Below are 23,416 nucleotides of genomic sequence, written 5' to 3' on the forward strand. Positions count from 1 at the left end.
GATGAACCCTTTCTATCGTTGGAATGATTGCAGATCCCCATACAAGGGGTGCGTCGGCAGCACGTACCCTTGGCAATCGTACGTGCCCCCCTGTTCATTATAATGCCATTCATGCAAAATGGTGTCCGATTTTAACCGAGCGAGCCATTTTCCTTCGCCGCTTGGAATCGACACGTCGTAAGGCACCATTTGTTGTTTCACTGCTTTCTCAATAAAACCGCGAAGCCGGTCGATATCAGCGGCAGAAAGCGCGCTCATGACGAGCGCCTCGGTCGTCGTCGGAATGAATTCTGGCGTCTGTCGGTCACTTTTATTGTACACCGTGACCATCGGAATGGAGGAAGCCCCTAACTCCGCAATGAGCCGCAACACCGTTCGCTCATGTTCGGCGTAATCAGGATGCGACGAATCGACGACGTGAAGCAACAGATCCGCTTCCGTCACTTCCTCGAGCGTCGAGCGGAACGCGGCGACAAGCGTCGTCGGCAAGTCTTGAATGAACCCGACCGTATCGGTGACAAGCACCGTGTAGCCGCATGGCAAGACGCATTTGCGCGTCAACGGATCGAGCGTGGCGAACAACAAGTTTTCTTCCAACGAATCGGCAGCGGTCAGCCGATTGAAAATCGTTGATTTGCCGGCGTTCGTATAGCCGACGAGCGCCACTTGAAACGCTTGGTTTTTTTGCCGGCGCTCGCGGTACCGCCCGCGATGCTCGGCGATGCGCCGCAGTTCAGCTTTAATGTCGTCGATGCGGCGGCGAATGTGGCGTCGGTCGGTTTCCAGCTTCGTCTCCCCCGGGCCGCGCGTGCCGATGCCGCCGCCCAAGCGGGATAGCGCCTCTCCTTGGCCGCTAAGGCGCGGCAACAGATACTCGAGCTGGGCGAGCTCAACTTGCAGCTTTCCTTCTTTCGATCGGGCGCGCCTTGCAAAAATGTCTAAAATGAGCTGCGTCCGGTCAATCACTTTCACCTCGCCAAGCATGTTCGTCAAATTGCGCGCTTGACTTGGAGAAAGCTCACTGTTGAAAATGACGACGTCCGGTTCCAGCTGCTTAACGATGGCGGCGAGCTCTTCCGCTTTCCCTTTGCCGATATACGTCGCCGGGTGCGGCGCTTCACGTTTTTGCGTCAACTCTGCCACAACCTCGCCGTTCGCCGTCGCAACGAGCGAAGCGAGCTCCTCCATTGAATAGCGAAACCGTTCATCATCAACACCGGCAAGCTGGCAGCCGACAAGGATCGCTTGTTCGCGGTTCATGACATCCTTCCTTTCCTTTGCGGCAAACAGGGTTATCTACGTTGATGATACCAAATCACACCGCCGGTCTGCTAGTTCGTTCCAAAAAAACAATTGATTTTCCACCGCTTTTGCCCCTACAATGATACAAGGACACGACACGGAAAGGAACAGCACGAATGACGTGGGAAATATTGAGCATCATCGGCACGATCGCCTTTGCCATCAGCGGGGCGATCGTCGCGATGGAAGAGGAGTATGATTTGCTTGGCGTCTATATTTTAGGGATCGTCACGGCGTTTGGCGGCGGGGCCGTGCGAAATTTGCTGATTGGGGTTCCCGTATCGGCGTTATGGGAACAAGGTTCGCTCTTTCTTGTCGCCTTAGTCTCGATGACGATCGTCTATTTGTTTCCCAAGCAGATGCTCCCGCCGTGGAAGCGATGGGGCAACTTTTTTGACGCCCTTGGGTTATCGGCGTTCGCCATCCAAGGGGCGCTGTATGCCGTCAACATGGGTCATCCGTTAAGCGCGGTCATCGTCGCGGCGGTGTTGACTGGCAGCGGCGGCGGCATCATCCGGGATGTGCTCGCCGGAAGGAAGCCGCTTGTGCTGCATGCGGAAATTTACGCCGCCTGGGCGATTCTCGCCGGCGTTGCCGTCGGACTGAAATGGGCGGAGTCGCCCGTGGAGCTGTATGTGCTGTTTATTGCCGTCGCTGCTCTTCGCATTTTGTCATACACGTACGGCTGGAAGCTGCCGCGGCGGGCGGTTGGAGAAAAAGCGGGCGGGTAATAGCTTCCAGCGTAGATTCGAGTGATTGGGCATCAAACCATGGCCAAAGAAGAAATGGCAAGCAGGGGACGCCCCCGCGCGGGCGCTTCGCTTTCCTTACGCGCTTTGCCCGCTCCGCACCGCCACCGCCACTCCCGCGACGATAAGCGTTCCGCCCACCCAAAAGGACGCGTCAAGCCGCTCATGCAAAAACAACCAGCCAAAGAGCGAACCGACGAGCGGCTGAAAAAAGAAAAAGAGCGAGCCGATGCCGGCGTCGATCATCTCCATTCCTTTGTTCCACAAGAAAAACGCGCCCGCCGTTGACACGATGCCAAGGTACAACACGCCCATCACGACGGGCGCATTCCATTGAACGGCCGTCAGCCCCGGGCGCTCCACCATCAACATCGGCGTCATGCCGACAAACGCCGCCAAGATGGCGAAGGTGGTAATGGAAAGAACGGACATGCGCGCCGACGCCATTTTCACCAGCACCGACAACAGCGCCCAAGTGACCGCCGCGCCGACTAACGCCATATTTCCGGCCAACGTCGACTCCCCGCTGCCCCCGAGGCCGACGATGACGATCACTCCCGCCGCCGCCAACAACAACGCCACAAGCTTCCGCCATGTGAGCGCTTCCCCAAGCAGCCAACGGGCAAATAAAACGACAAACGCCGGTGTCGAAGCCGTAATGAGCGAAGCCGTATGGGCGTTCGACCATTTCGTGCCGACAAATTGCAGCGAAATGGAAATGACATAGCCGATGAGGCCAATCGCGATCACCATCATCCAATCGCGCCCGTGCTTTGGCGGGTGCTCGCGTTTCACTGCCGCGATCGCGGCAAGCGCGATCAAGGCGACGGCGTAGCGCAGCCAGACTAGCGTCAGCGGCGGGATGTAGTCCAATACGTACTTGCTTACGACATACATCCCGCCCCAAATGCCGGCGGCGAGCGATAAATACAAAGAAGCGAGAACAGGCTGTTTCATCTTACCCAGCGCTCCCCCTTTCGTCCGCTTTTCTTCATCTTATCACACCCGCGAGGCTTCCGTCCCGCTTGGTTTTCAGCAAAAAAATAGCGGGCTTGGCGGCTTGGCGGCCGCCCCCGCTGCTGATGGTGCGAACGTCATGTGTTTTGTCGCGCCTTACATTCGCTCGATGATCGTCGCTGTCGCCATGCCGTGCCCGATGCAAATCGTCAATAGCCCATAGCGGCCTTCCCGCCGCTCAAGCTCATGAACGAGCGACGTCATCAGTTTGACGCCCGTCGCGCCGAGCGGATGGCCAAGCGCGATGGCGCCGCCGTTGACATTCACTTTCGCAAGCGGGGCGCCGATTTCTTTTTGCCAGGCGAGCACGACCGGGGCGAACGCTTCGTTGATTTCAATGAGATCGATATCCTCGATCGTAAGTCCGGCTTTTTTCAGCACTTGTCTTGTCGCCGGAATGACGCCATCCAGCATATACGTCGGGTCCGAGCCGACGACCGTTTGCGCGACGATGCGCGCTTTCGGCTTCAGTCCGAGCCGGCGCGCCGCCTCCCGCTCCATGAGCAACACAGCGGCCGCCCCGTCGCTCATTTGGCTCGCATTGCCGGCGGTGATGACGCCGTCTTCCTGAAACACCGGCTTGAGCGCGGCGAGCGCTTCCGGCGATGTATCGGCCCGCGGCCCTTCATCATCGGTGACAAGGATTTCGCGGCCATCGCGGTCAAGCCCTTTGACCGGGACGATTTCGGCGCGAAACTTCCCTTCGCGCATGGCGGCCAAGGCGCGCCGATGGCTTTCGTAGGCGTAGGCATCCAGCTCCGCGCGCGTCAGGCCGTATTTTTTGGCGATCCGCTCGGCTGAAACGCCTTGGTGGATGAACTCGTACTTTTCATGAAGCGACGGCGGAATCGTCCGCTCATTACCGTCGCTTAAAATCGGGACTTTCGTCATGCTTTCGACCCCAGCGGCAATGGTGACATCCATATCGCCGGAGCGAATTTCTTGAGCGGCAAAATGGATCGCCTGCTGCCCGGAGCCGCACATCCGATTGATTTGCACAGCCGGCACTTCGATTGGGAATCCAGCCTCCAACGCCGCGAGCCGCCCGATGTTGTATCCTTGCTCGGCGATCGGCGTCACACAGCCCATGACGATGTCTTCCACCGCCCCTTTGTCTATGCCCGCCCGGCGCACAACTTCATCCAACACCACCGCGGCCAGATGGACCGGATGAACGTCGCGGAAGACGCCGTTCCGTTTACCGACCGGCGTTCTGACTGCTTCCACGATCACCGCTTCGCGCATCATCTTCGCCTCCTTGTTGTTGTCAACGCCACGCCTTGACGGCGCGGCCACACCGTTGTATCGAACGGCGCACCGCAGCGCCGCCAAATGGGCCAGTTTCTGTCCACCCTCTCCATGAGAGCGCCTGTTCATTTTGTATACGTATAGAACCCTTTCCCTGTTTTCCGCCCTAAATGCCCGGCTTCAACGAGCTTGCGCAAAAGCTGCGGCGCCCGGAACCGGTCGCCGTACGCTTCCGTCATGTTTTCACTCACAAACAGGAGCGTATCAAGCCCGACCATGTCAGCGAGCTCGAGCGGACCCATCGGATAATTGAGGCCAAGCCGCACCGCTTTATCAATATCCTCGGCCGAGGCGACTCCTTCTTCGTACATGCGGATGCATTCAATCATATGGGCGGCGATCGCCCGCGTTGTCACAAACCCTTGCCGGTCTTTGACGACGACCGTTTCTTTGCCAAGCTCGGCGGACAGGCGGCGAATGGCGTCGACGGTGTCGTCGGAGGTCGCCTCCCCTTTCACAATTTCGATCAACTTCATCACCGGCGCCGGATTGAACCAATGCATGCCGATGACTTTCTCCGGCCGGTGGGTCGCGGCGGCAAGCGCTGTCACGCTCAGCTCCGATGTGTTGGTCGCCAAAATGGCGTCTGGCTTTGTCCGTTCGTCAAGCTTTCGAAACACCTCTTTTTTCAACGCCAAGTTTTCCGGCACGGCTTCGATAACAACGTCCGCGTCACGCGCCGCTTCCGCCAAATCGGTCGTCGGGCGGATGCGGCCGAGCGCCGCCTCCGCTTCTTGTTCAGACAACTGCCCCGCTTTCACAAAGCGGCGCAAGCTTTTTTCGACCGAGGCGAGCCCGTTTTGCAAAGCCGTTTCGGACACGTCATATAAATGCACCGTTTTTCCCGCCATCGCCGCCGTTTGCGCGATACCGCTTCCCATCACTCCAGCGCCGATGACCGCAATCGTTTCGGCCACGGTGTTCGCCTCCTTTACTCCGCCGCCGCATCGGCATAGCGCGCCGCCATCTCATCGCGCAGCTTCCGCTTCAAAAACTTGCCGACGCTTGTTTTCGGAATTTCATCGAGAAACACAATGTCGTCCGGCAGCCACCATTTCGCAAATTGCGGGCGCAAAAAGTCGTACAGCTCTTCTTTTGTCACGCTTTTGCCTTCTTTCAGCACGACGCAGGCAATCGGACGCTCCTGCCATTTCGGATGCGGCACGGCGACGACCGCCGCTTCGAACACCGCCTCATGGGTCATAAGCGCATTTTCCAAATCAACCGATGAAATCCATTCGCCGCCGCTTTTAATGACATCCTTCGTCCGGTCGACGATTTTCACAAACCCTTCTTCGTCCACGGTGACGACATCACCGGTATGGAGCCAGCCGTCGCGGAACGTCTCCTTCGTTCGCTCATCGTTGTAGTACTCGGCGGCGATCCACGGCCCGCGCAAGCAAAGCTCGCCCATTTCCTTCCCGTCCCAGCGAACCGGCCCGTTTTGGCCGATTACTTTCATTTCAAGCCCTGGCGCAAGCAGCCCTTGTTTGGCGCGTATGTCGAGTTTCTCCTCGTACGACAGCCCGTCTTGATAGCTTTTCGGGCGCGAGACGAGCACAAGCGGGCTCGTTTCCGTCATGCCGTACGCGTGAATAAACGGAATGCCGTATTTTTCTTCAAAGGCGCGGATGACTCCTTTCGGCGCGGCCGAACCGCCGCAAATGACGCGCGTCAGGCTGCTGACATCATAGCGGCCTTTCTCCAATTCTTGCAGCAGCCCGAGCCAAATCGTCGGCACGCCGGCCGTGATCGTCACCCGCTCGGCTTCAATCAGCTCGGCAAGCACTTTCGGCGTAAACGCCGGCCCCGGCATGACGATCGTCGAACCGAACCACGTGGCGGCAAACGGCAGCCCCCACGCGTTGACGTGAAACATTGGCACAACCGGCATGGCGACATCGCGCTCGCACAGCCCTTGCGTATCAGCTAGGCCTAGCGCCATCGCGTGCAAGACGGTGCTCCGGTGCGTGTATACAACCCCCTTTGGACGGCCTGTTGTCGCCGATGTATAGCACATTCCGGCCGGTTGGTATTCATCGAGGTCTTTCAAAAACGGGAATGCCGGATCGCCCTCGGCAAGCAGTTTCTCGTAATGGTACACCGGCGCCAGCGCCGTTTCCGGCAGCTCGTCGGCGTCGGTCATAATGATGAAAGCGCGCACGTTCGGGATCTCGTCTTTCACCGCTTCAATGGCCGGCAGCAAATCATCATCGATCAGCAGAACGCGGTCATCGGCATGGTTGATGATGTAAGCGATATGCTGCGGTGAGAGACGGATGTTGATCGTATGCAGCACCGCCCCGATGCCGGGAATGGCAAAATACGCTTCCAAATGGCGGTGATGATTCCAGGCGAACGTGCCGACGCGGTCGCCGACTCCCACCCCGAGCTGCTTCAACATGCTGGCCAGCCGGCGCGTCCGCTCCCCAATCTCTTTGTATGTATGGCGGACGACACCGCCTTTCATGCGGGAGATGACTTGTTTTTTGGGAAAAAACATCTCCGCCCGCTCGAGCATCATCGAAATGTTTAACGGTGTTTTCATCATCGGTTATTCCTCCCCTTCAACAAATCAGCATGTTCATTGACTTCAGGCGGCGCTTCGACGTCCCACCGGCCATCCGGCCCATGCGCAGCCGTCCACACGCCATCCGGCTGCATCGCGACAAGACGGCGAACTTGGCCGTCGGCAAACAGCCGCTTCGCTTCATCCGTTTCAAGCACCGGAGCAAGGCAAGCGTCGACCCTTTCCGCGAAGGCGCTCCATTCAGAAAGCGTTTTTTCGCGAAACAAAGCGACAAGTCCGTCATACACCGCCTCTCCCGGCCGCGCCGGCGCCCACTGCGCCCCGATCCATTCCGGATGGCCGATCGCTTCGCAAAACTGGCGCCAAAAGTGCGGTTCAAGCGCCGCTACGCTCATATAACGGCCGTCTTTCGTCTCATACAGTTGGTAGCACACCACCTCCCCGGCAAGTTCGGCAAGGCCATGTTTCGGCCCGCCGCCGTGTTCCATGGCAAAATGGCCCGCCATCATCGCCGCCAAGCCGTCAACCAGCGAGACGTCCAAATAGGCGCCTTGGCCGGTCCGCTCGCGGGCCAACAGCGCCGCCAAAACGCGCTCCGCCGCCGCCATGCCGCCGATAAAATCAGCCAGCGTCACTTTCGGATGAACCGGACGGCCGCGTTCATCGGCGAGCTGCGCCAATAAACCGGAGAGCGCCATATAGTTCAAATCATGGCTGCCGAGCAAGGAGCGGCCGCTCCGCTGGCCGAAGCCGCTGATCGAGCAGTAAATGATCCCTTCGTTGTCGCGGCGCACATCGTCATACCCGAGCCCAAGCCTGGCCATCACTCCGGGGCGGAAGCTCTCGATCACCACATCGGCGCGGGCGGCGAGCCGCCGCGCTTGCTCGCGTCCCTCGTCCGTCTTTAAGTCCAAGGCGACGCTTTTTTTGCCGGCGTTATAGGCGGCAAACAGCCGCCCCCCGGCGAACGGGCGCAGACGGTCGCCGGAGGGGGGCTCGATTTTGATGACTTCGGCTCCGAGCTGGGCGAGGCGCCAGCTCGCAAACGGACCCGGCAAGTACTGGGAAAAATCAAGCACAACGATGCCGTTCAACATGGTCCTTCCCTCTTTCTACAAATCTAGCTCGCGAGCGATGATCGTTTTCATCATCTCGTTCGTCCCGGCGTAGATGGCGCTCACCGGAATGTCGCGATAGCGCCGGGCGATCTCGTATTCTTCCATATAGCCATAGCCGCCGTGCAGCTGCATGGCTTCGGCGGCGACGCGTTTGGCCATCTCGGTAATCCACCATTTCGCCATCGACACTTCGGTGACGATCCGTTTTCCTGCCATATGCTCTTCAATGACGCGGTCGACAAACGTACGTCCGAGGGCGATCTCGGTCGCCATTTCGGCGAGGCGGAACTGGACGGTTTGAAACTCGCTCACCCGTTTGCCGAACGCCGTGCGTTGTTTGACATATTGCTTCGTCAAGGAAAACATCACTTCCGCCGCCGTCTGTGCGGCGATGGCGACAACGAGCCGCTCCTGCTGGAGTTTTTCCATTAAATAATAGAAGCCTTTTCCTTCTTCACCGAGCAAGTTGGACGCCGGCACTTTCGCATCTTGGAAAAACAGCTCGGCCGTATCTTGGGCGTGCAGCCCGACTTTCTCAAGCTTCCGCCCGCGCGTAAACCCCGGCGTATCCCGCTCCACGACGAGCAGGCTGATGCCGCGGTGCGGCGGTTTCGCGTGCGGGTCGGTTTTGCAGGCGACGATGACCAAGTCGGCATGAATCCCGTTGGTGATAAACGTTTTTTGCCCGTTGACGATGTAGGCGTCGCCGTCTTTCACCGCCGTTGTCGAAATGTTGGCCAAATCCGACCCGGCCCCCGGCTCGGTCATGGCGATGGCGGTAATGAGCTCGCCGCTGACGCATTTCGGCAGCCATTTTTGCTTTTGTTCCTCCGTTCCGTACGAGGCGATGTACGGCGTCACAATATCGTTATGCAGGCCGATGCCGACAAGGCTGGAACCGACTTTTTCCAGCTCCTCATTGATGACGACCGAGTAGGCAAAATCGGCGTTCAATCCCCCGTACTTCTCATCGACCCATGGGCAAAGAAAGCCGTTTTCCCCCATTTTCGCCCAAAACGAGCGCGGGATGATGCCGCGCCGCTCCCATTCGTCGTAGTACGGATAGGCTTCTTTCTCTAAAAACTTGCGGAATGCATCGCGGAAAATCTGGTGCTCCTCGCGCAAATAGCGAGCTGTCACCGTTCATCCCTCTCTTCTGTTCGGTCACTTTTTCTCCGTTCCGCCCGCCGCCTGTTTTTTCAGCTGTTCACGCAGCAAAAACTTTTGGATTTTCCCGCTCGCATTGCGCGGCAGGGTGTCGATGAAATAATAGGCGCGCGGCCGCTTGTACGGGGCGAGGCGGTCGCTCGTTTGGCAAAACTGCTCGAGCTCATCGGCGGTCAAGCTGTCCTCTTTTTTGACGATGAAGGCGACGACTTTTTCGCCCCACAGCTCATCCGGCTCGCCGAGCACAGCGACATCAAGCACTTTCGGATGCTCATACAACACGTCCTCGACTTCGCGCGGATAGACGTTTTCTCCGCCGCTGATCACCATGTCATCGACCCGATCGGCGACATACAAATAGCCGTCTTCATCAACGTAGCCAAGATCGCCGGAATGATACCAGCCTTTGTACAGCGCTTGTTCCGTCGCTTCCTCGCGCTTGTAGTAGCCGGCCATCATGCACGGTCCGCGCATCACAATTTCGCCGACTTCATACGGCGGCAGCACATCATCTGGGTCGGACGGCCCGTCCTCCCGCGCGCGGACGACGCGGATTTCATGGTTGAGGCAGGCGCGCCCGGCGGAACCCGGTTTCTTGAGCTGCTCATCTTCCAACAAAAACGTCACCGCCGGCCCCATTTCTGTCATCCCGTACGCTTGAATCAGCTCAATGCCGAGCCGCTCTTGGCATTGCCTCACCAGCGCCGGAGCCATCGGGGCGGCGCCGTATAGGCCGAGGCGAAGCGAAGATAAGTCGTAACCGCTTACATCTTCCTGCAAGATCATGTTCCACATCGTCGGGGCGCCAAACAGGAGCGTAATTCGCTCACGTTCGATCGTCTCGAGAACGAGCTTGGCATCAAAATGGTGCAAAATGACGCTCGCCGCTCCCGCATGCACGCGCGGCAGCAAGCAGCAATGCAGTTCGGCGCAATGGAACAGCGGCGCCGCCGCCAGCCCACGATCCGTCTCGCGGATGCGCATGACGCCATGGCAAAGGACGCTTTGCTCGATCATGTCGCGGTGCCGATGCATCACTCCTTTTGGACGCCCGGTCGTGCCGCTTGTATACATAATGGCGTACAGATCGGTCTCTTCCACTGGCACGCGCGGCGCTTCCGCCGAAGCCCGGGCCGCCTCTTCATGAGCGCTTTTGGCAAACGGCGGCGGATCACCGTCGATCGACCAAAACGACACGTGCGGAAACCGGTGGTGAATCGCGGCGAGCTGCGGCTCAACCGCCCGTTCCAACAGCACGAGTTTCGGCTCCGCATCCGTCAAAATATAAGCGATTTCTTCCGCTTTCAGCCGAAAGTTGATCGGATTGAACACGGCGCCGATTTTGGCGCAGGCAAACAGGGCGGTGGCGAGTTCAAGCGTGTTGTACAGAACCGTAGAAACGCGGTCTCCCTTGCGCACGCCGGCTTCCTGAAACGCATTCGCCCACCGGTTCACTTCCCTCTCCCATTCGGCGTACGTATAGCGGCGTCCAGTGGTCACCTCGACGACCGCCTCCCGGTTTGGAAACTTTCGCACGGTCTGGGAAAACATCTCCCCAATCGTCACGTACAAGCAGCAGCTCCCCCTTTTTCTCATGGATTTGGACAAGCAAAAGGTTTTATAAGACAGACAATTCAGACAAATTTTGGCGCATGCCCTGTATTGTTTATGTATTCGACCTTTTCTAAGGCATTCCTCTTTTTCTCAAACAAAAAAACGCGCTCCTTTTTTTGGTGCCAAAGGAGCGCCGTTTCCGCCTTACGCATGAATGACAAGATCGCGGTCACGGATCGTCATCAGCTCTTTTTTGTCATATCGCCCTTCATAAAGAAGGCGGACCGCCTGCTTGCGGATCGCCTTTTCGATTAAGTTGCGCACATAGCGGCCGTTGCTGAACTTGAGGCGGCCGGTCGCTTCCAGCGTCCCTTCGAGATGAATGTATAGTTTCCGCTCCGCTTCCGGCGTCATTTCATACTCGCGCTCGCGCAACATTTGTTTGGCGATTTGCACGAGCTCCTCGACCGTGTAATCGGGAAACTCGATCGTGAGAGGAAAGCGCGACGGCAAGCCGGGATTTAACGACAAAAAATAGTCCATTTCTTTCGGATAGCCGGCCAAAATCACCACCAAGTCGTCGCAAAAGTCTTCCATTCCTTTCACCAGCGTGTCAATCGCTTCTTTGCCGAAGTCCTTCTCCCCGCCGCGGGCGAGCGAATACGCTTCATCGATAAATAAAATCCCTCCGCGCGCTTTTTTAATCAAGTCGCGCGTTTTGTTCGCCGTATGCCCGATGTACTCTCCGACCAAATCGGCCCGCTCCGCTTCAATGAAATGCCCTTTGGACAGGACGTTCATCTCGTAAAACAATTTGCCGAGCAAGCGCGCCACCGTCGTTTTGCCGGTGCCGGGATTGCCTTTGAAAATCATATGGAGCGCCTGGCGGTTGGCCTTTAAGCCGTTCTCCTTGCGCAGCCGGTTGATGTACAGCCAGGCGTAAATTTCCTTGATGATTTTTTTGACATGATCGAGGCCGATCAGTTGATCAAGCTCCTTTTGAATATTGCGGAGCGCCTGATGCTCTTCGCCATCGAGCCAGTCGTTCGGCTCTTCTTTCACTAAATGGTTTACCGTTTTGGAGTTCAACACGATGTTGATTTGCCCTTTCGCTTTGTTCATCGTCAATTCTGACAAGGGGCGTCACCTCACTTCCCGTTTTCTGCCATCCGCACCCGTTCCGACTTGGCTTTTGACGCCTTGCCTTTTCGTTAACTAGTATACGTACACCACCGCCGATCCGTGACAATCGCCCAAACGAACAGCCGGTCGGCTATAACGGAAAAAGTTTGTATATGTTTATTCACAAAAGCGGCGGTTTACGCATCTGAATTCACCTCGTCTCTCACTTCCCTTCGGGTGACGCGGGAGCTTGTCGATCCAATGGCAGGCTCGGAAGGAAAACGGGAAATGGAAAAAGGCACCCTCCACACGAAGGAAGGCGCCTCTTTTTCGGCGGCGTATGTACCGTCGATCTTACTGTTCGGTTTCAAAATGGATATTCCGCTCCGGCGCAAACGTCGAAATGGCGTGCTTGTAAATGAGCTGTTGTTTTCCTTGCACTTCCAAAAGTACGGTGAAGTTGTCAAACCCTTTAATGTACCCGCGCAACTGGAAGCCGTTCAATAAGAAGACGGTCACTTGAATGCCCTCTTTGCGCAGCTGGTTTAAAAACTGGTCTTGAATATTGATCGTGTTTTTCATCAAACGTCCTCCTCTTTTCTCTCTAACTAAGGATATAATTATATATTCGCTTCAAGTTGAAGCTTTCCTGCTACATAGTGAGAAATTTCCTCGACCTTGGCGGCGAACTGCTCGGCGTCGGTCATGTCAAACCATTTCACCGGCATTTGATTGCGAAACCAAGTGAGCTGCCGTTTCGCATAGCGGCGCGAATTTTGTTTCAGCTGCTCGACCGCTTCAGCAAGGGAAACGCGGCCGTCAAAATAGTCGTACAGCTCCTTATAGCCGATGGCTTGCACCGCCTGGCAGTCGCGCAGGCCGCGGTCATAAAGCGATTTCGCCTCTTCGATCAATCCCGCGGCGATCATCTCATCGACCCGCTCATTGATGCGGCGGTAAAGCACCTCTCGCTCCGCCGTCAAGCCAACGATGGCCGCCTCATACAAAAGCCGCTTTTCTGTTTGTTGCCACTCGCTGAACGGCTTGCCGGTGCAATGATACACCTCTAAGGCGCGGATGACGCGGCGAATGTTGTGCGGATGAATGCGAGCCGCACTGGTTGGATCAACGGCCTCAAGCTGACGGTAAAGCGCCTCGGCTCCGTGCTCAGCCGCCAGCCGCTTGAGCGTCCGCCGGTACGCTTCGTCGGAAGGGGCGTCGGAAAATTGGTAATCGTAAATCGCAGCTTGAATGTACAGCCCGGTGCCGCCGACGATGATCGGCAGCCGGCCGCGCGCCGAAATCTCGGTGATGAGCGCACGGCAAAGCCGCTGAAATTCGACGACGGAAAACGGTTCGCACGGTTCTTTGATGTCCAGCAAATGATGCGGGATTCCCTCCATCTCATCGGGCTTCACTTTCGCCGTGCCAATGTCCATCCCTTTATAAATTTGCATCGAATCGCCGCTGATGACCTCTCCGCCCAGCTTTTTCGCCAACGCGATGCCGAGCTTCGTTTTGCCGACCGCCGTCGGCCCGACGATGACGGCGACTTTTTCAGCCATAGCGCGTCACTGCTTTCTGTTGTTGGACTTGTGTCAACCATCATTATACGTGAACGGCCCCCACTTCGCTTTGCTTGAAGTGGGAGCTTCTCAGTTCCACGACGAAAGCAACCTTTCGTCCCTGAGCGTCACTTCGAGTCGTCCCAACCCTAGGCATCCGACGATTCGGAGTTCTTTCACGCCCTGGATCTTTTACGCATGGAAGGCTTTGCTTGATTTCTCCATGCGACCCCTATATCCAGTTCACAAAGAACATGATATACCTTGATTTTATCATGTGTTTTGGCTGACGCCAACCAATATTCATCTTCTGCTTATCGCTGGGCTGCGTCATGCGCTGGAAGCGGGAGAGTCTTTTTTCGGAACTATGATCAAAACGGCAACGGATGAACCCATTTCTTTCATACGTTTTCGCCATCCGCAGACCGTTTTATACATGGCAACGCGAAAAATTGCCCTGTTCCCTTTTCCCCATGACCAAGCAAAGCCGCGCTCATCATAATGAAAACTTGTTGACAATCGCCTGCAAATCGTCCGCCATTTTCGAGAGCGACGCGGCCGAGGCTGAAATTTCCTCCATCGAGGCCAGCTGTTCCTCGGTCGCCGCCGACACCTCCTGCGCACCAGCCGATGTTGACTCGGCCACATCGGCGACAAGCCGGACGGAGCGCACAATCTGCTCCGAAGAAGAGGCCATGTCGCTGACCGCGGTGGATACATGACGGATTTGCGCCGCAACTTCGTCCACGGCGGTGCGAATGCGGGCGAACGTTTCGCCTGAGGCGCGAATGACGTTCGTCCCGACCGTCACTTCGTTGACGACCGACTCCATCGATTGGACCGCATGGGCTGTTTCTTCTTGAATGGCAGCGATCAATTCCGCGATTTGCTGGGCCGATTGCGCCGATTGCTCAGCGAGCTTCCGCACTTCGTCAGCAACGACGGCAAAGCCGCGCCCATGCTCGCCGGCGCGCGCCGCCTCAATGGCGGCGTTTAAGGCGAGCAAATTCGTCTGCGCCGCGATGCTGCGGATCGCTTCGATGATCGAACCGATTTGCTCGGAACGGTGTCCGAGCCCTTTAATGAGGTCAGCCAACTGCTCGACCGTATCATTCACTTTGTTCATTTGCGCGACGCCCGCCTCGATCGTTTGTCCGCCCTCAGCCGCTTGTTTTGACGCCTCAGCAGCGATGGCGGACACGCTTTGCGCCCGTCCGGAAATTTGCTCGATTCTCTCAGACATGGAATCGACGGCGGCGGACGTTTCTTCCACGCTTTGCATTTGCTTGTCCATGCTGGAAGCGACGCCTTGAATTGTCATGGCGATTTGCTCGGTCGCTTTGCTCGTCTGTTCGGCGCTCGCTGCCAGCTCTTCCGACGAAGCGGCCACTTGCTCAGCGCTTTGCGTCACTTCCTGAAGCACCCCACGCAAATGTTTTACCATCTGTTCAAACGAAGCGGCAAGTTCGCCAATTTCGTCGCGGTTGCGGATGCCGGTTTTTGTCTCTGTCAAATCGCCGGCGGCGATCCGTTTCGCCGCTTCTGATAGCGCCAATAGCGGGCGGGAAAGCGAACGGCTGATGTAGTAGCTGGCAGCTGCCCCAGCCGCCACCGTCAACAAGCCGACGATGATGATCAGCCGCTGAACCCCGGCCGCCGATGCACTCGCATCATCATTGGCTTCCTTCATTTCTCGCTGCTGGAGAGCGACGAATTGATTCACCTTTTCATCAAATTGGGTCGTTAAGTCGCGCCCCGTTGTGGTCACAAGGGCGATGTACTGCTCTGGTTTGTTTTGCGCTTTTAAGTCGAACGTTTTTTGCCCTAGTTCGTAAAACTGCTGTTCAAGCAAATCGAGCTCGGCAAGCAGTTGTTTCGTTTCTTCCCGCGTCAGCTCCGTCGCAAGCTTTTCGCTTATTTTCTTGTACTCCCCATGCGCTTTTTCAAAGTTTTTCCTTGACGTCTCATCGTCTGTCAACAAATAGCCGCGCATACTGCCGACTTCGCGGCGGATCAATACTTCAAGCTCTTTGGCATTGACAAGCTTCGTCACTCGTTTGTCGATCACATCGGTGTATGTACGGTCAAGAATCGAAATCTCGTAATAAGAAAACCCGACTAGCCATGCGATCAACATGTAGACGAGGCCGAAGCCGGCCAGCAGTTTTTTGCGCACAGTCATTTTCATGTTCATTGGCAAGTCCCCCGTCTGTGAATCAGTATGTTGTTCCATCTACATTATCGGATGATAACAGCCAATGTTTAGTATTTTTTTGGCTCTTTCGCCATCTTGATGAAAAGGCCTGCTTCATGGAGAAAATCAACTGAATTTTCTCCATGAGCCCCTCTTTCACCGTAAACTCGCAAGAAGAGCAAACAGGCCGCCCCGATGCCGCTTCCACCGCCTTACGCCGTTCCTTCCGGCTGCCACGTGTTTCGGTCAGCTTCGGCTTCATCCCGAATGAAAAGTGAGGTGACAAGCGCCACGATGCTGCCAATGAGGCCGAACAAAAACAAATGATGGATGCCGGCCATAAACGTCGGCGCCTTCGTCAAAAACGCTCCCATGACGGTCACGCCGATCGCTGTGCCAATATTGCGACAAAACATAAAAAAGGACGTCGCGATTCCTTTTTCATGTGCGTCGGCAAGCTGCTGCGAGCCAATGATCCCAACGGTCGACGTCAACCCAAACGACAGCCCTTGGACAAACATGATGAAGAAAACGTACCAAAACCCATGGCTCTCGTTGAGCAGTGCAAGAAGCAAGCCGGACGCAACCAGCAGCACATTGCCGATGATGAGAAGCGGACGGTAGCCATAGCGTAAAATCCATTTCCCAGCCGGCACGGCGGCGATCATCCAGCCAACGGATGAGCCAAGCAAGGCAACGCCGCTGATAAATACGGATAAATGAGCGACGTTTTGCAAAAAGAGCGGAATGTAGCTTGACGTCCCAAACAGGGCAACGCAACTGACAAAGCCGTTAATGTTCATCCATTTGAGCGTCCGGTGCTGGACAATCGACAGCGGCACGAGCGGAGACGGCTGCCGTTTTTCGAAAAAGTAAAACGCAACAAGCAAGAGCGCGCCAGCCGCCCCGTACCACCATTGTCTCCGCTCCACAACGGTGACAAGCAAAAGCAAACTGACTGCCGCCGCAAACAACACAGCCCCCATGTAATCGACCGCCGCTCGTTTCGGTTCATATACTTCTTTATATGGAAGCAACGTCACAAGCGAGAGCAAGCAAATGGGAATGTTGACATAAAAAATCCAGCGCCATGTCGCGTATTCGACAAACAGCGAGCCTAAAAGCGGCGCGAGCACGGCGGAAATGCCCCACATGGCGGTAAAAAACGCCTGGATCTTTCCGCGCTTTTCCACCGGAAACAAATCACCGGCGATAATGGCCGGAAACGGCATCATAAACCCGGCACCAACCCCTTGTACGGCGCGGAACACCACAAGCTGCACCATGTTTTGCGACAAACCGCAAAGAAGCGAGCTGATCAAAAATAAAATGATGCCAAAGCGGAATACGTTTTTGCGGCCGAATAGATCGGACAAACGGCCAGCGATGGGCGACAGGACGGTCATCGTAATCATATATGACGCAAACGCCCAGGCGTACAAAGAAAATCCCCCAAGTTCTTTAGCGATGATCGGCATCGTCGTGTTCATGATCATCGTATCCATCGAGGCGACGAGCATGGCCAGCACGATGCTCACCATCACGGACAGACGGCTGTTCATACGAATGACCTCCTTTTTTATCGACTACGAATAATTTATTTTACACGATAAAACACCGGTGCACAAAATCATATGCGCCGCAAACAAAAAACGATGGCGGCCAGACGAAGAAAACGACGCGCCTTGGCGATCGCACGCATTATCGTTGTTCTCCTCTTCCAAGAAGCGGCCATTGACGAATCGAAGCATGAAGCCGGTGAAGTTTTTCCATTTGAAAAACAAAGCGGTTAAACCTCCTTGTCCCGTTCACCGCCTGCTAACCGGCATAAAAAAGGCCGCCCGCCAAAGCCTCAATGGCTTTGCGCAGACAGCCTTGCGCCTCGACTGCTTGAGCGCGGTCGGCAACATTAGTCGAGCACCCGAACCGCTTTTACATACCGCGTTTTCCAATAGGACGACGTCAGCGACGAATACGTGACGCCTAACGAAACGGTCGCGTTGATCATTTGTCCATTGCCAGCGTAAATGCCGACATGGTTGATCGTTCCGTTTGAATCGGTGTCAAAAAAGACAAGATCGCCTTTTTGCAACTGGCCAAACGACACCGCTCTTCCCGCTTGCGCCTGGGCGGTGGATGTGCGCGGCAACGAAATGCCGGCTTCGCTGAAGACGCGCATCGTAAACGACGAGCAGTCGAACACATCGGTGCGCGACGGGCTTGCTCCATACAAATAGCGCGCCCCTAAATATTTTTCCGCAATATCGATGATTCGGTCGGCAAGCGATGCAGACGACTCAGTGGCAGCCGAGTTGGCGGCCAATACCTGCTGCTTGGCCTCCCGGACATCAGCCGTTCCACCCGCCACTTTAATGGCTTGGCCGATGCGGATGATGTTCGGGTTTGTAATTTGTGGATTCAGCGTCAACAGACGGTCGACCGTCGTTTGAAACTTGTTCGCAATTCCCAGCAGCGTATCCCCCGCCTGCACGATATACCGGCCGTTCGTCGGCACAGCCGCCGGCTGTACCTCATATGTATTGGAACGTCCTTGTTCACCCGCTACTTGCAACGTCTGCCCCACGCGAATGAAGTCTGGATTCACAATGCTTGGATTGAGCTTGATCAACGCATCGACAGTGGTGTCGAACTTGCGGGCAATTCCGCTTAACGTATCGCCAGGTTGCACCGTATACGTACGGGAAGAGATTTTTTCTGATTCTGCCTGCTCGTTGACTTGCAATACTTGGCCAGGGAAAATCAAATCCGAAGACAAACCGTTTTCTTGCTTTAACGCGGCAACCGTCGTGCCGGATTGCCGAGCAATCTTCCAAAGCGTGTCGCCTTTTTGCACCGTATAGCTCGCCGCCGATGCCGCGTGGCCGGCCAACAACGAGCCGATCAACGTGCTTGTCAATACAACCGTCTTTTTCATGCTGCATCCCCCTATGACGTCGATGTAGTTCTTTTAGCAACTCTTCTATTTATTGAGCTGGTCCGCCAAAATCCGCTATGACTCTACAATTTTCACCATGTATGCCTGCACATGAGCCATTATAGTAAAATCAAAACAATCCGTCTGTAACAGAAAGAATAAAAGTAGATTACAAAACGATTACAAAAAACGCCCCCTTTGCGCGGCAAAGGGGGCACAGGCTACATCACCCGTTTAAATAGTTTTTCAATTTCATATGTCGAAAAATGAACGATGATCGGCCGGCCGTGCGGACAAGTAAATGGGTCCGTCGTCCGCCGCAGCGCCTCAAGCAAAGCGAACAGTTCATCCTGGCGCAAATGTTGGTTCGCTTTAATGGCGCGTTTGCAACTCATTAAGATGGCCGCTTGTTCGCGCAATTGCTTGATGTCGACCGTTTTTGCCGCCAGCACTTGTTCGATCATTTCCTCGATGATTTCCTTTTCTCTCCCTTTCGGAAACCAAATCGGATGGGAGCGAACGAGAAACGCCCGCGGTCCAAACGGCTCAAGAAACACGCCGCAACACGCCAGCTCATCGCGGCAGGCGGCGATCCGCTCGTACTCGTCGGCTGGATATTCAAACATCAATGGAACGAGCAGCTCCTGCACTTCCTTCGTGACTTCGCCGAGTTTTTCCCGGAAATATTCATAGTTGATCCGCTCTTGCGCCGCATGCTGATCGATCATATACAGCCCATGTTCGTTCTCAGCCAAAATGTATGTCCCGTGCAATTGGCCGATCGGAGAAAGCGGCGGCAGGCGATCGGCCGCCGCTTTCTCCTCCGCTTGCCCGTCTGTAGGCAAGCGAAGGGCAAGCCTTTCTTCTTCCACCTCTTCTTCCTGCTTTCGCTCAAAAGCGGGCCCATGTTCGTCCAGTATTCCACATTCATCCATCTGCACAGCCGCGGATGGCTGCTCAGCCGGTGCGTCACCGGTGAGCGGTGCGAGAGGAGCGGTCGCATCTTCGCCGCCGATGTCACTGAATAAGACAGACGGCTCGCGGACGCGATGAGTGAACGTCCAAGCCGCCTGTTCCGCCTTCGGTTTCACCATCTTGCTGTCGGCAGATACAGACGGAATGAGCGTCCGCTCGCGAAACGCCCGACGGATGACGCCCGTCACGAGCTCGTTCAGCTCTGCTTCCTTGCTGAAGCGGACTTCGAGCTTAGCCGGATGGACGTTGACATCAACAAGCACCGGATCCATTTCAATGGACAAAAACACAATCGGATAGCGGCCGATCGGCAAGAGCGTGTGGTAGCCGGCTTCAATTGCTTTCATGAGCGGCACGCTGCGCACATAGCGGCCGTTGACAACAAGCGAGATGTAGTTGCGCGAGGCCCGCGTCACGTCCGGCGGCGAAATGTAACCGCGAATAGTAAAATCGAGCGATTCCGCTTCAATGGGGATCATTTGCCTCGCCGTCTCGGCGCCGTAAATAGCGGCGAGCACGTGCCGGACATCGCCGCTGCCATTGGTGGCAAGCAACGTTTTTCCTTGATGGCGGAGGCGAAATGATACGTCCGGATGGGCGAGCGCAAGCCGGTTGACGACGTCGGCCGCATGGCCGAGCTCGGTGTGGATCGTTTTCATATATTTCAAGCGCGCAGGGGTGTTGAAAAATAAGTTCGATACGGTAATATCCGTCCCTTTGCGCCCCGCCGCCCGCGCGCGGGAGATGAGCGCACCGCCTCGAAGCACAAGCTTCGTTCCTGGTCCGTTGCCCGTACCGGTGACCAGCTCCACTTCCGATACGGAAGCGATGCTCGGCAGCGCCTCACCGCGAAACCCAAGCGTGCGGATGCGGAACAAATCGTGCTCGTCATGAATTTTGCTTGTCGCATGCCGTTCAAAAGCGAGCAAGCAGTCGTCTTCCTCTATGCCGTCACCGTTGTCGATGACGCGGATTTTCGCCATTCCCGCCTCTTCAAGTTCGATGTTGATGACCGTACTATGGGCATCAATGGCGTTTTCCACCAATTCCTTGACGACCGAAGCCGGCCGTTCGACCACTTCGCCGGCGGCGATTTTGTTTGCCAGAAGGTCATCGAGCTTGCGGATGCGTCCCATCGGGCCTCCCTCCTTTACTTGACGAGCTTTTGCAGTTCATACAGTTTGTTTAGCGCCTCAAGCGGCGTCATCTCGAGCAAATTGACCTCTTTCAGCGCCGCGAGCGCCTTTTTCTCTTTGTTTGAAAGAGGAGGCTCCATAGGCGCTGGGGCAAGGTCAGGAAACATGCTCAGCTGCTCAAACGCCGCTTCCTCCAAAACGCCCTCCCGCGCCGCACCGGCTGACGGACGGGAGGTCTTCTCGCGTTCAACCTTGCCGCCGACGTCTAACGCTTCGTTCCCCTGAAAAGCCAAACCCGCTCCGGTCGAAGCGCCATCATCCATCCGGCCTGCGGTGGCTTCCCGTTTTCCCGCTACCTTCTCCAGTTCCGCTAAAATGGCCCGCGCGCGTTCAATGAGTGAAGCCGGCAGCCCGGCCAGCTCGGCGACGTGAAGGCCGTAGCTCTTGTCGGCCGGCCCGTCGGCGATTTGATGCAAAAAGACGACTTTGCCGTTTTCCTCAATGGCGCGGGCATGGACATTCGCAAGCCGCGGGAGCGAACGCTCCAAGGCGGTGAGTTCATGGTAGTGGGTGCTAAACAGTGTTTTCGCGCCGATATGATCATGAATGTACTCAATAATCGCCTGTGCGAGCGCCATGCCGTCGTACGTCGATGTGCCGCGCCCAATTTCATCAAACAAAATGAGGCTGTTTTGTGTCGCATGGGCGATGGCGCGGCGCGCCTCCAACATTTCGACCATAAACGTGCTTTGCCCTGCCGACAGGTCGTCAGCGGCGCCGATGCGGGTGAACACTTGGTCAAAAATGGGCAGCACCGCCCGCTCGGCGGGAACGAAACAGCCGATTTGCGCCATGACGGCGGTGAGCGCCACTTGCCGCATGTACGTGCTTTTTCCAGCCATGTTTGGTCCGGTGATGAGCAGCATTTCCCGCTCGCGGTTCATGTAGCAGTCGTTCGGCACGTACATTTGCGCGCCGAGCACTTTTTCGACAACCGGGTGGCGGCCGCCTTGAATCACCAAGACGCGCTCCGTGGAAAACTGGGGACGCACGTAGCGATACTCGTCACTGATCGTGGCGAATGATTGAAGCACGTCAAGCTCGGCAATGGCTTTCGCCAGCGTCTGCAGGCGCGGGATGTATTGCTTCACCTGCTCGCGAATAGCGACAAACAGTTCATATTCGAGTTCGATGCTTTTTTCTTCCGCTTCCAAAATGAGCGCCTCTTTTTCTTTCAATTCCGGGGTGATAAAGCGCTCGGCGTTGGCGAGCGTCTGCTTCCGCTCATAGCGGCCCTCCGGAACAAGGGGAAGATTGGGCTTTGTCACTTCAATATAGTAGCCAAACACACGGTTGTAACCGACTTTGAGCGATTTGATGCCAGTCGCTTCCCGCTCCTTCGCCTCCAGTTCCGCGATCCATGCTTTGCCGTTGCGGCTCGCGTCGCGGTAACGGTCGAGCTGCTTGTCATACCCATCTTTGATAAGGTTCCCTTCTTTGACGGAAAGCGGCGGCTGTTCTTGAATCGAGCGCTCGAGCAAATCGACGAGCTCTTCGCACGGGTCAAGGCGCTCGCACAGCTTGTCCGCTTCAGCGAGCGGCAGCGCGCCGACCGTCTGGCGGAGCGACGGCACTTGAAGAAGCGACTTTTTCAGCTGCACGAGATCGCGGGCGTTGGCGTTGCCGTAGGAGACGCGGCCGACAAGGCGCTCAATGTCATAAACGCCGCGCAGCCTGTCGCGCAGCTCCTGCCGTTCAAAATAGCTCGTTTTCAACGTTTCCACAAAATCGAGGCGCCGTTCGATTTCACGCCGGTCAATGAGCGGCCGGTCCAGCCATTGTTTTAAGAGCCGCCCGCCCATGGCTGTCACCGTTTCATCCAACAGCCATAAGAGCGAACCTTTTCTCCCTTTAGACCGCACGGTTTCGACCAACTCCAAATGCAGCTTGGAATGTCGGTCCATTTTCATATAGTGGTCAACTTGATACAACTCAGCTGGCTGCAAATGATCAAGCTGCCGCTTTTGCGTGCGGACGAGGTAATGAAGCAAGCGGGCGACGGCCGTCCGCAACTTTTCTTGCGCCACATGTCCGATGACGCCGCGCCATTCATCGCATAGCGATGTGTCGTCCTCATAAGAGACCGCCGCCCCGTACCGCTCTTTCAGCTCGCGCACCCATTCTTCGGCGCTGTCTGTGGCTACGATGATTTCCCGCGCTCCAACGGCGTGCAGTTCGTTCGCCGCTTCCTCCCACGAAGAAAGAAGCGTCAACCGAACCTCGCCGGTCGACAAATCCGCGTAAGCCAATCCGTATGTACCATCAGCAAACGGCGTGAGCGCCGCCAAGTAGTGGTTTTCCTTCTCGGTGAGCCCTTTGCCTTCCATGAGCGTCCCAGGGGTGATGAGCTGCACCACTTCGCGGCGCACGACGCCTTTGGCCGTTTTCGGATCTTCGACTTGTTCGCAGATGGCGACTTTATATCCCTTTTCGATTAACTGCTCAATATATCCTTGCGCCGAATGGTACGGCACCCCGCACATCGGCACCCGTTCATCCCCGCCGCCATCGCGGCTTGTCAGCGTGATTTCCAGCTCTTGCGCCGCCTTGATGGCGTCGTCAAAAAACAGTTCGTAAAAATCGCCGAGTCGGAAAAATAAAAACGCGTCCGGATATTGTGCTTTAATGTGCAAATATTGCTGGATCATCGGTGTGTACGATGGCATCGCTTCTCCCCAACCTTT

Annotated in this window: 18 protein-coding genes; 2 read left to right on the top strand and 16 right to left on the bottom strand. The window is 56.2% G+C overall.

Annotation, left to right across the window (positions count from 1 at the left end; all coding sequences use genetic code 11):
- Positions 1-12 precede the first annotated feature (12 nt).
- Positions 13-1,260 carry a GTPase HflX gene (gene hflX, locus N685_RS0116715; RefSeq protein ID WP_031410251.1) on the bottom strand — a complete coding sequence of 416 codons (1,248 nt, stop codon included), beginning with the start codon at positions 1,258-1,260 and terminating at the stop codon, positions 13-15.
- A gap of 158 nt (positions 1,261-1,418) precedes the next feature.
- Between hflX and N685_RS0116720 the strand changes: the two genes are divergently transcribed.
- Positions 1,419-2,033 carry a trimeric intracellular cation channel family protein gene (locus N685_RS0116720; protein WP_031410253.1) on the top strand — a complete coding sequence of 205 codons (615 nt, stop codon included), beginning with the start codon at positions 1,419-1,421 and terminating at the stop codon, positions 2,031-2,033.
- A gap of 96 nt (positions 2,034-2,129) precedes the next feature.
- Here N685_RS0116720 and N685_RS0116725 read toward each other — a convergent pair whose 3' ends face one another.
- The 12 genes from N685_RS0116725 to N685_RS0116785 all read right to left on the bottom strand — a co-directional run bounded on the left by N685_RS0116725 (position 2,130) and on the right by N685_RS0116785 (position 17,188).
- Complete coding sequence (locus N685_RS0116725; RefSeq protein WP_031410255.1) at positions 2,130-3,008, bottom strand: DMT family transporter; 879 nt, start codon at positions 3,006-3,008, stop codon at positions 2,130-2,132.
- Between the two features lie 156 nt (positions 3,009-3,164).
- Entirely contained in the window at positions 3,165-4,316 is a 1,152-nt protein-coding gene (locus N685_RS0116730; RefSeq protein ID WP_031410257.1) for a thiolase family protein, read from the bottom strand.
- Positions 4,317-4,441: 125 nt separating this feature from the next.
- Positions 4,442-5,293 carry a 3-hydroxyacyl-CoA dehydrogenase family protein gene (locus tag N685_RS0116735; protein ID WP_031410259.1) on the bottom strand — a complete coding sequence of 284 codons (852 nt, stop codon included), beginning with the start codon at positions 5,291-5,293 and terminating at the stop codon, positions 4,442-4,444.
- Between the two features lie 14 nt (positions 5,294-5,307).
- Entirely contained in the window at positions 5,308-6,927 is a 1,620-nt protein-coding gene (locus N685_RS0116740) for a long-chain fatty acid--CoA ligase (RefSeq protein WP_031410261.1), read from the bottom strand.
- Entirely contained in the window at positions 6,924-8,003 is a 1,080-nt protein-coding gene (locus N685_RS0116745; RefSeq protein WP_031410263.1) for a CaiB/BaiF CoA transferase family protein, read from the bottom strand. The genes N685_RS0116740 and N685_RS0116745 overlap by 4 nt, the downstream gene beginning before the upstream one ends.
- A gap of 15 nt (positions 8,004-8,018) precedes the next feature.
- Entirely contained in the window at positions 8,019-9,164 is a 1,146-nt protein-coding gene (locus N685_RS0116750) for an acyl-CoA dehydrogenase family protein (protein WP_031410265.1), read from the bottom strand.
- 24 nt (positions 9,165-9,188) lie between these two features.
- The gene (locus N685_RS0116755) at positions 9,189-10,763 is read right to left on the bottom strand and encodes a fatty acid--CoA ligase (protein WP_031410267.1); all 1,575 of its coding nucleotides are present in this window, start codon (positions 10,761-10,763) and stop codon (positions 9,189-9,191) included.
- Between the two features lie 186 nt (positions 10,764-10,949).
- Complete coding sequence (spoVK, locus tag N685_RS0116765) at positions 10,950-11,882, bottom strand: stage V sporulation protein K (protein ID WP_031410268.1); 933 nt, start codon at positions 11,880-11,882, stop codon at positions 10,950-10,952.
- Between the two features lie 339 nt (positions 11,883-12,221).
- Positions 12,222-12,449 (bottom strand): RNA chaperone Hfq, encoded by a 228-nt coding sequence (hfq, locus tag N685_RS0116770; protein ID WP_011230812.1) that lies wholly within the window; start codon positions 12,447-12,449, stop codon positions 12,222-12,224.
- Positions 12,450-12,487: 38 nt separating this feature from the next.
- Positions 12,488-13,432, bottom strand: a complete 945-nt coding sequence (miaA, locus tag N685_RS0116775; protein ID WP_031410271.1) for a tRNA (adenosine(37)-N6)-dimethylallyltransferase MiaA — start codon at positions 13,430-13,432, stop codon at positions 12,488-12,490.
- Positions 13,433-13,928: 496 nt separating this feature from the next.
- Positions 13,929-15,626: a methyl-accepting chemotaxis protein gene (locus tag N685_RS0116780; protein WP_031410272.1), complete on the bottom strand. Its 1,698-nt coding sequence runs from the start codon at positions 15,624-15,626 to the stop codon at positions 13,929-13,931.
- 212 nt (positions 15,627-15,838) lie between these two features.
- Positions 15,839-17,188, bottom strand: a complete 1,350-nt coding sequence (locus tag N685_RS0116785; protein ID WP_031410274.1) for an MDR family MFS transporter — start codon at positions 17,186-17,188, stop codon at positions 15,839-15,841.
- 72 nt (positions 17,189-17,260) lie between these two features.
- Between N685_RS0116785 and N685_RS19650 the strand changes: the two genes are divergently transcribed.
- A complete protein-coding gene (locus N685_RS19650) occupies positions 17,261-17,419 on the top strand; it encodes a hypothetical protein (protein WP_156961401.1) in 159 nt (52 codons plus the stop codon).
- A 116-nt stretch (positions 17,420-17,535) separates the two neighbouring features.
- On the opposite strand, the gene N685_RS0116795 is transcribed toward N685_RS19650, so the two are convergent.
- From N685_RS0116795 to mutS, 3 genes are all read right to left on the bottom strand, one after another.
- On the bottom strand, positions 17,536-18,561 hold the full coding sequence (locus N685_RS0116795; protein ID WP_031410276.1) for a C40 family peptidase: 1,026 nt from the start codon (positions 18,559-18,561) through the stop codon (positions 17,536-17,538).
- Positions 18,562-18,782: 221 nt separating this feature from the next.
- A complete protein-coding gene (gene mutL, locus N685_RS0116800; protein ID WP_031410278.1) occupies positions 18,783-20,672 on the bottom strand; it encodes a DNA mismatch repair endonuclease MutL in 1,890 nt (629 codons plus the stop codon).
- 14 nt (positions 20,673-20,686) lie between these two features.
- Complete coding sequence (gene mutS, locus N685_RS0116805) at positions 20,687-23,398, bottom strand: DNA mismatch repair protein MutS (RefSeq protein WP_031410280.1); 2,712 nt, start codon at positions 23,396-23,398, stop codon at positions 20,687-20,689.
- Positions 23,399-23,416: the final 18 nt, after the last annotated feature.

The organism is Geobacillus vulcani PSS1 (assembly GCF_000733845.1).
GTDB lineage: Bacteria > Bacillota > Bacilli > Bacillales > Anoxybacillaceae > Geobacillus > Geobacillus vulcani.

Excerpts from the sequence above, each read along its gene's own strand:
- N685_RS19650 (WP_156961401.1), top strand. The coding sequence starts at position 17,261 with ATGCGCCGCAAACAAAAAACGATGGCGGCCAGACGAAGAAAACGACGC.
- N685_RS0116740 (WP_031410261.1), bottom strand. The coding sequence starts at position 6,927 with ATGATGAAAACACCGTTAAACATTTCGATGATGCTCGAGCGGGCGGAG.
- N685_RS0116720 (WP_031410253.1), top strand. The coding sequence starts at position 1,419 with ATGACGTGGGAAATATTGAGCATCATCGGCACGATCGCCTTTGCCATC.
- N685_RS0116730 (WP_031410257.1), bottom strand. The coding sequence starts at position 4,316 with ATGATGCGCGAAGCGGTGATCGTGGAAGCAGTCAGAACGCCGGTCGGT.
- hflX (WP_031410251.1), bottom strand. The coding sequence starts at position 1,260 with ATGAACCGCGAACAAGCGATCCTTGTCGGCTGCCAGCTTGCCGGTGTT.
- hfq (WP_011230812.1), bottom strand. The coding sequence starts at position 12,449 with ATGAAAAACACGATCAATATTCAAGACCAGTTTTTAAACCAGCTGCGC.
- N685_RS0116785 (WP_031410274.1), bottom strand. The coding sequence starts at position 17,188 with ATGAACAGCCGTCTGTCCGTGATGGTGAGCATCGTGCTGGCCATGCTC.
- N685_RS0116780 (WP_031410272.1), bottom strand. The coding sequence starts at position 15,626 with ATGAACATGAAAATGACTGTGCGCAAAAAACTGCTGGCCGGCTTCGGC.
- miaA (WP_031410271.1), bottom strand. The coding sequence starts at position 13,432 with ATGGCTGAAAAAGTCGCCGTCATCGTCGGGCCGACGGCGGTCGGCAAA.
- N685_RS0116795 (WP_031410276.1), bottom strand. The coding sequence starts at position 18,561 with ATGAAAAAGACGGTTGTATTGACAAGCACGTTGATCGGCTCGTTGTTG.
- mutL (WP_031410278.1), bottom strand. The coding sequence starts at position 20,672 with ATGGGACGCATCCGCAAGCTCGATGACCTTCTGGCAAACAAAATCGCC.
- mutS (WP_031410280.1), bottom strand. The coding sequence starts at position 23,398 with ATGCCATCGTACACACCGATGATCCAGCAATATTTGCACATTAAAGCA.
- N685_RS0116745 (WP_031410263.1), bottom strand. The coding sequence starts at position 8,003 with ATGTTGAACGGCATCGTTGTGCTTGATTTTTCCCAGTACTTGCCGGGT.
- N685_RS0116725 (WP_031410255.1), bottom strand. The coding sequence starts at position 3,008 with ATGAAACAGCCTGTTCTCGCTTCTTTGTATTTATCGCTCGCCGCCGGC.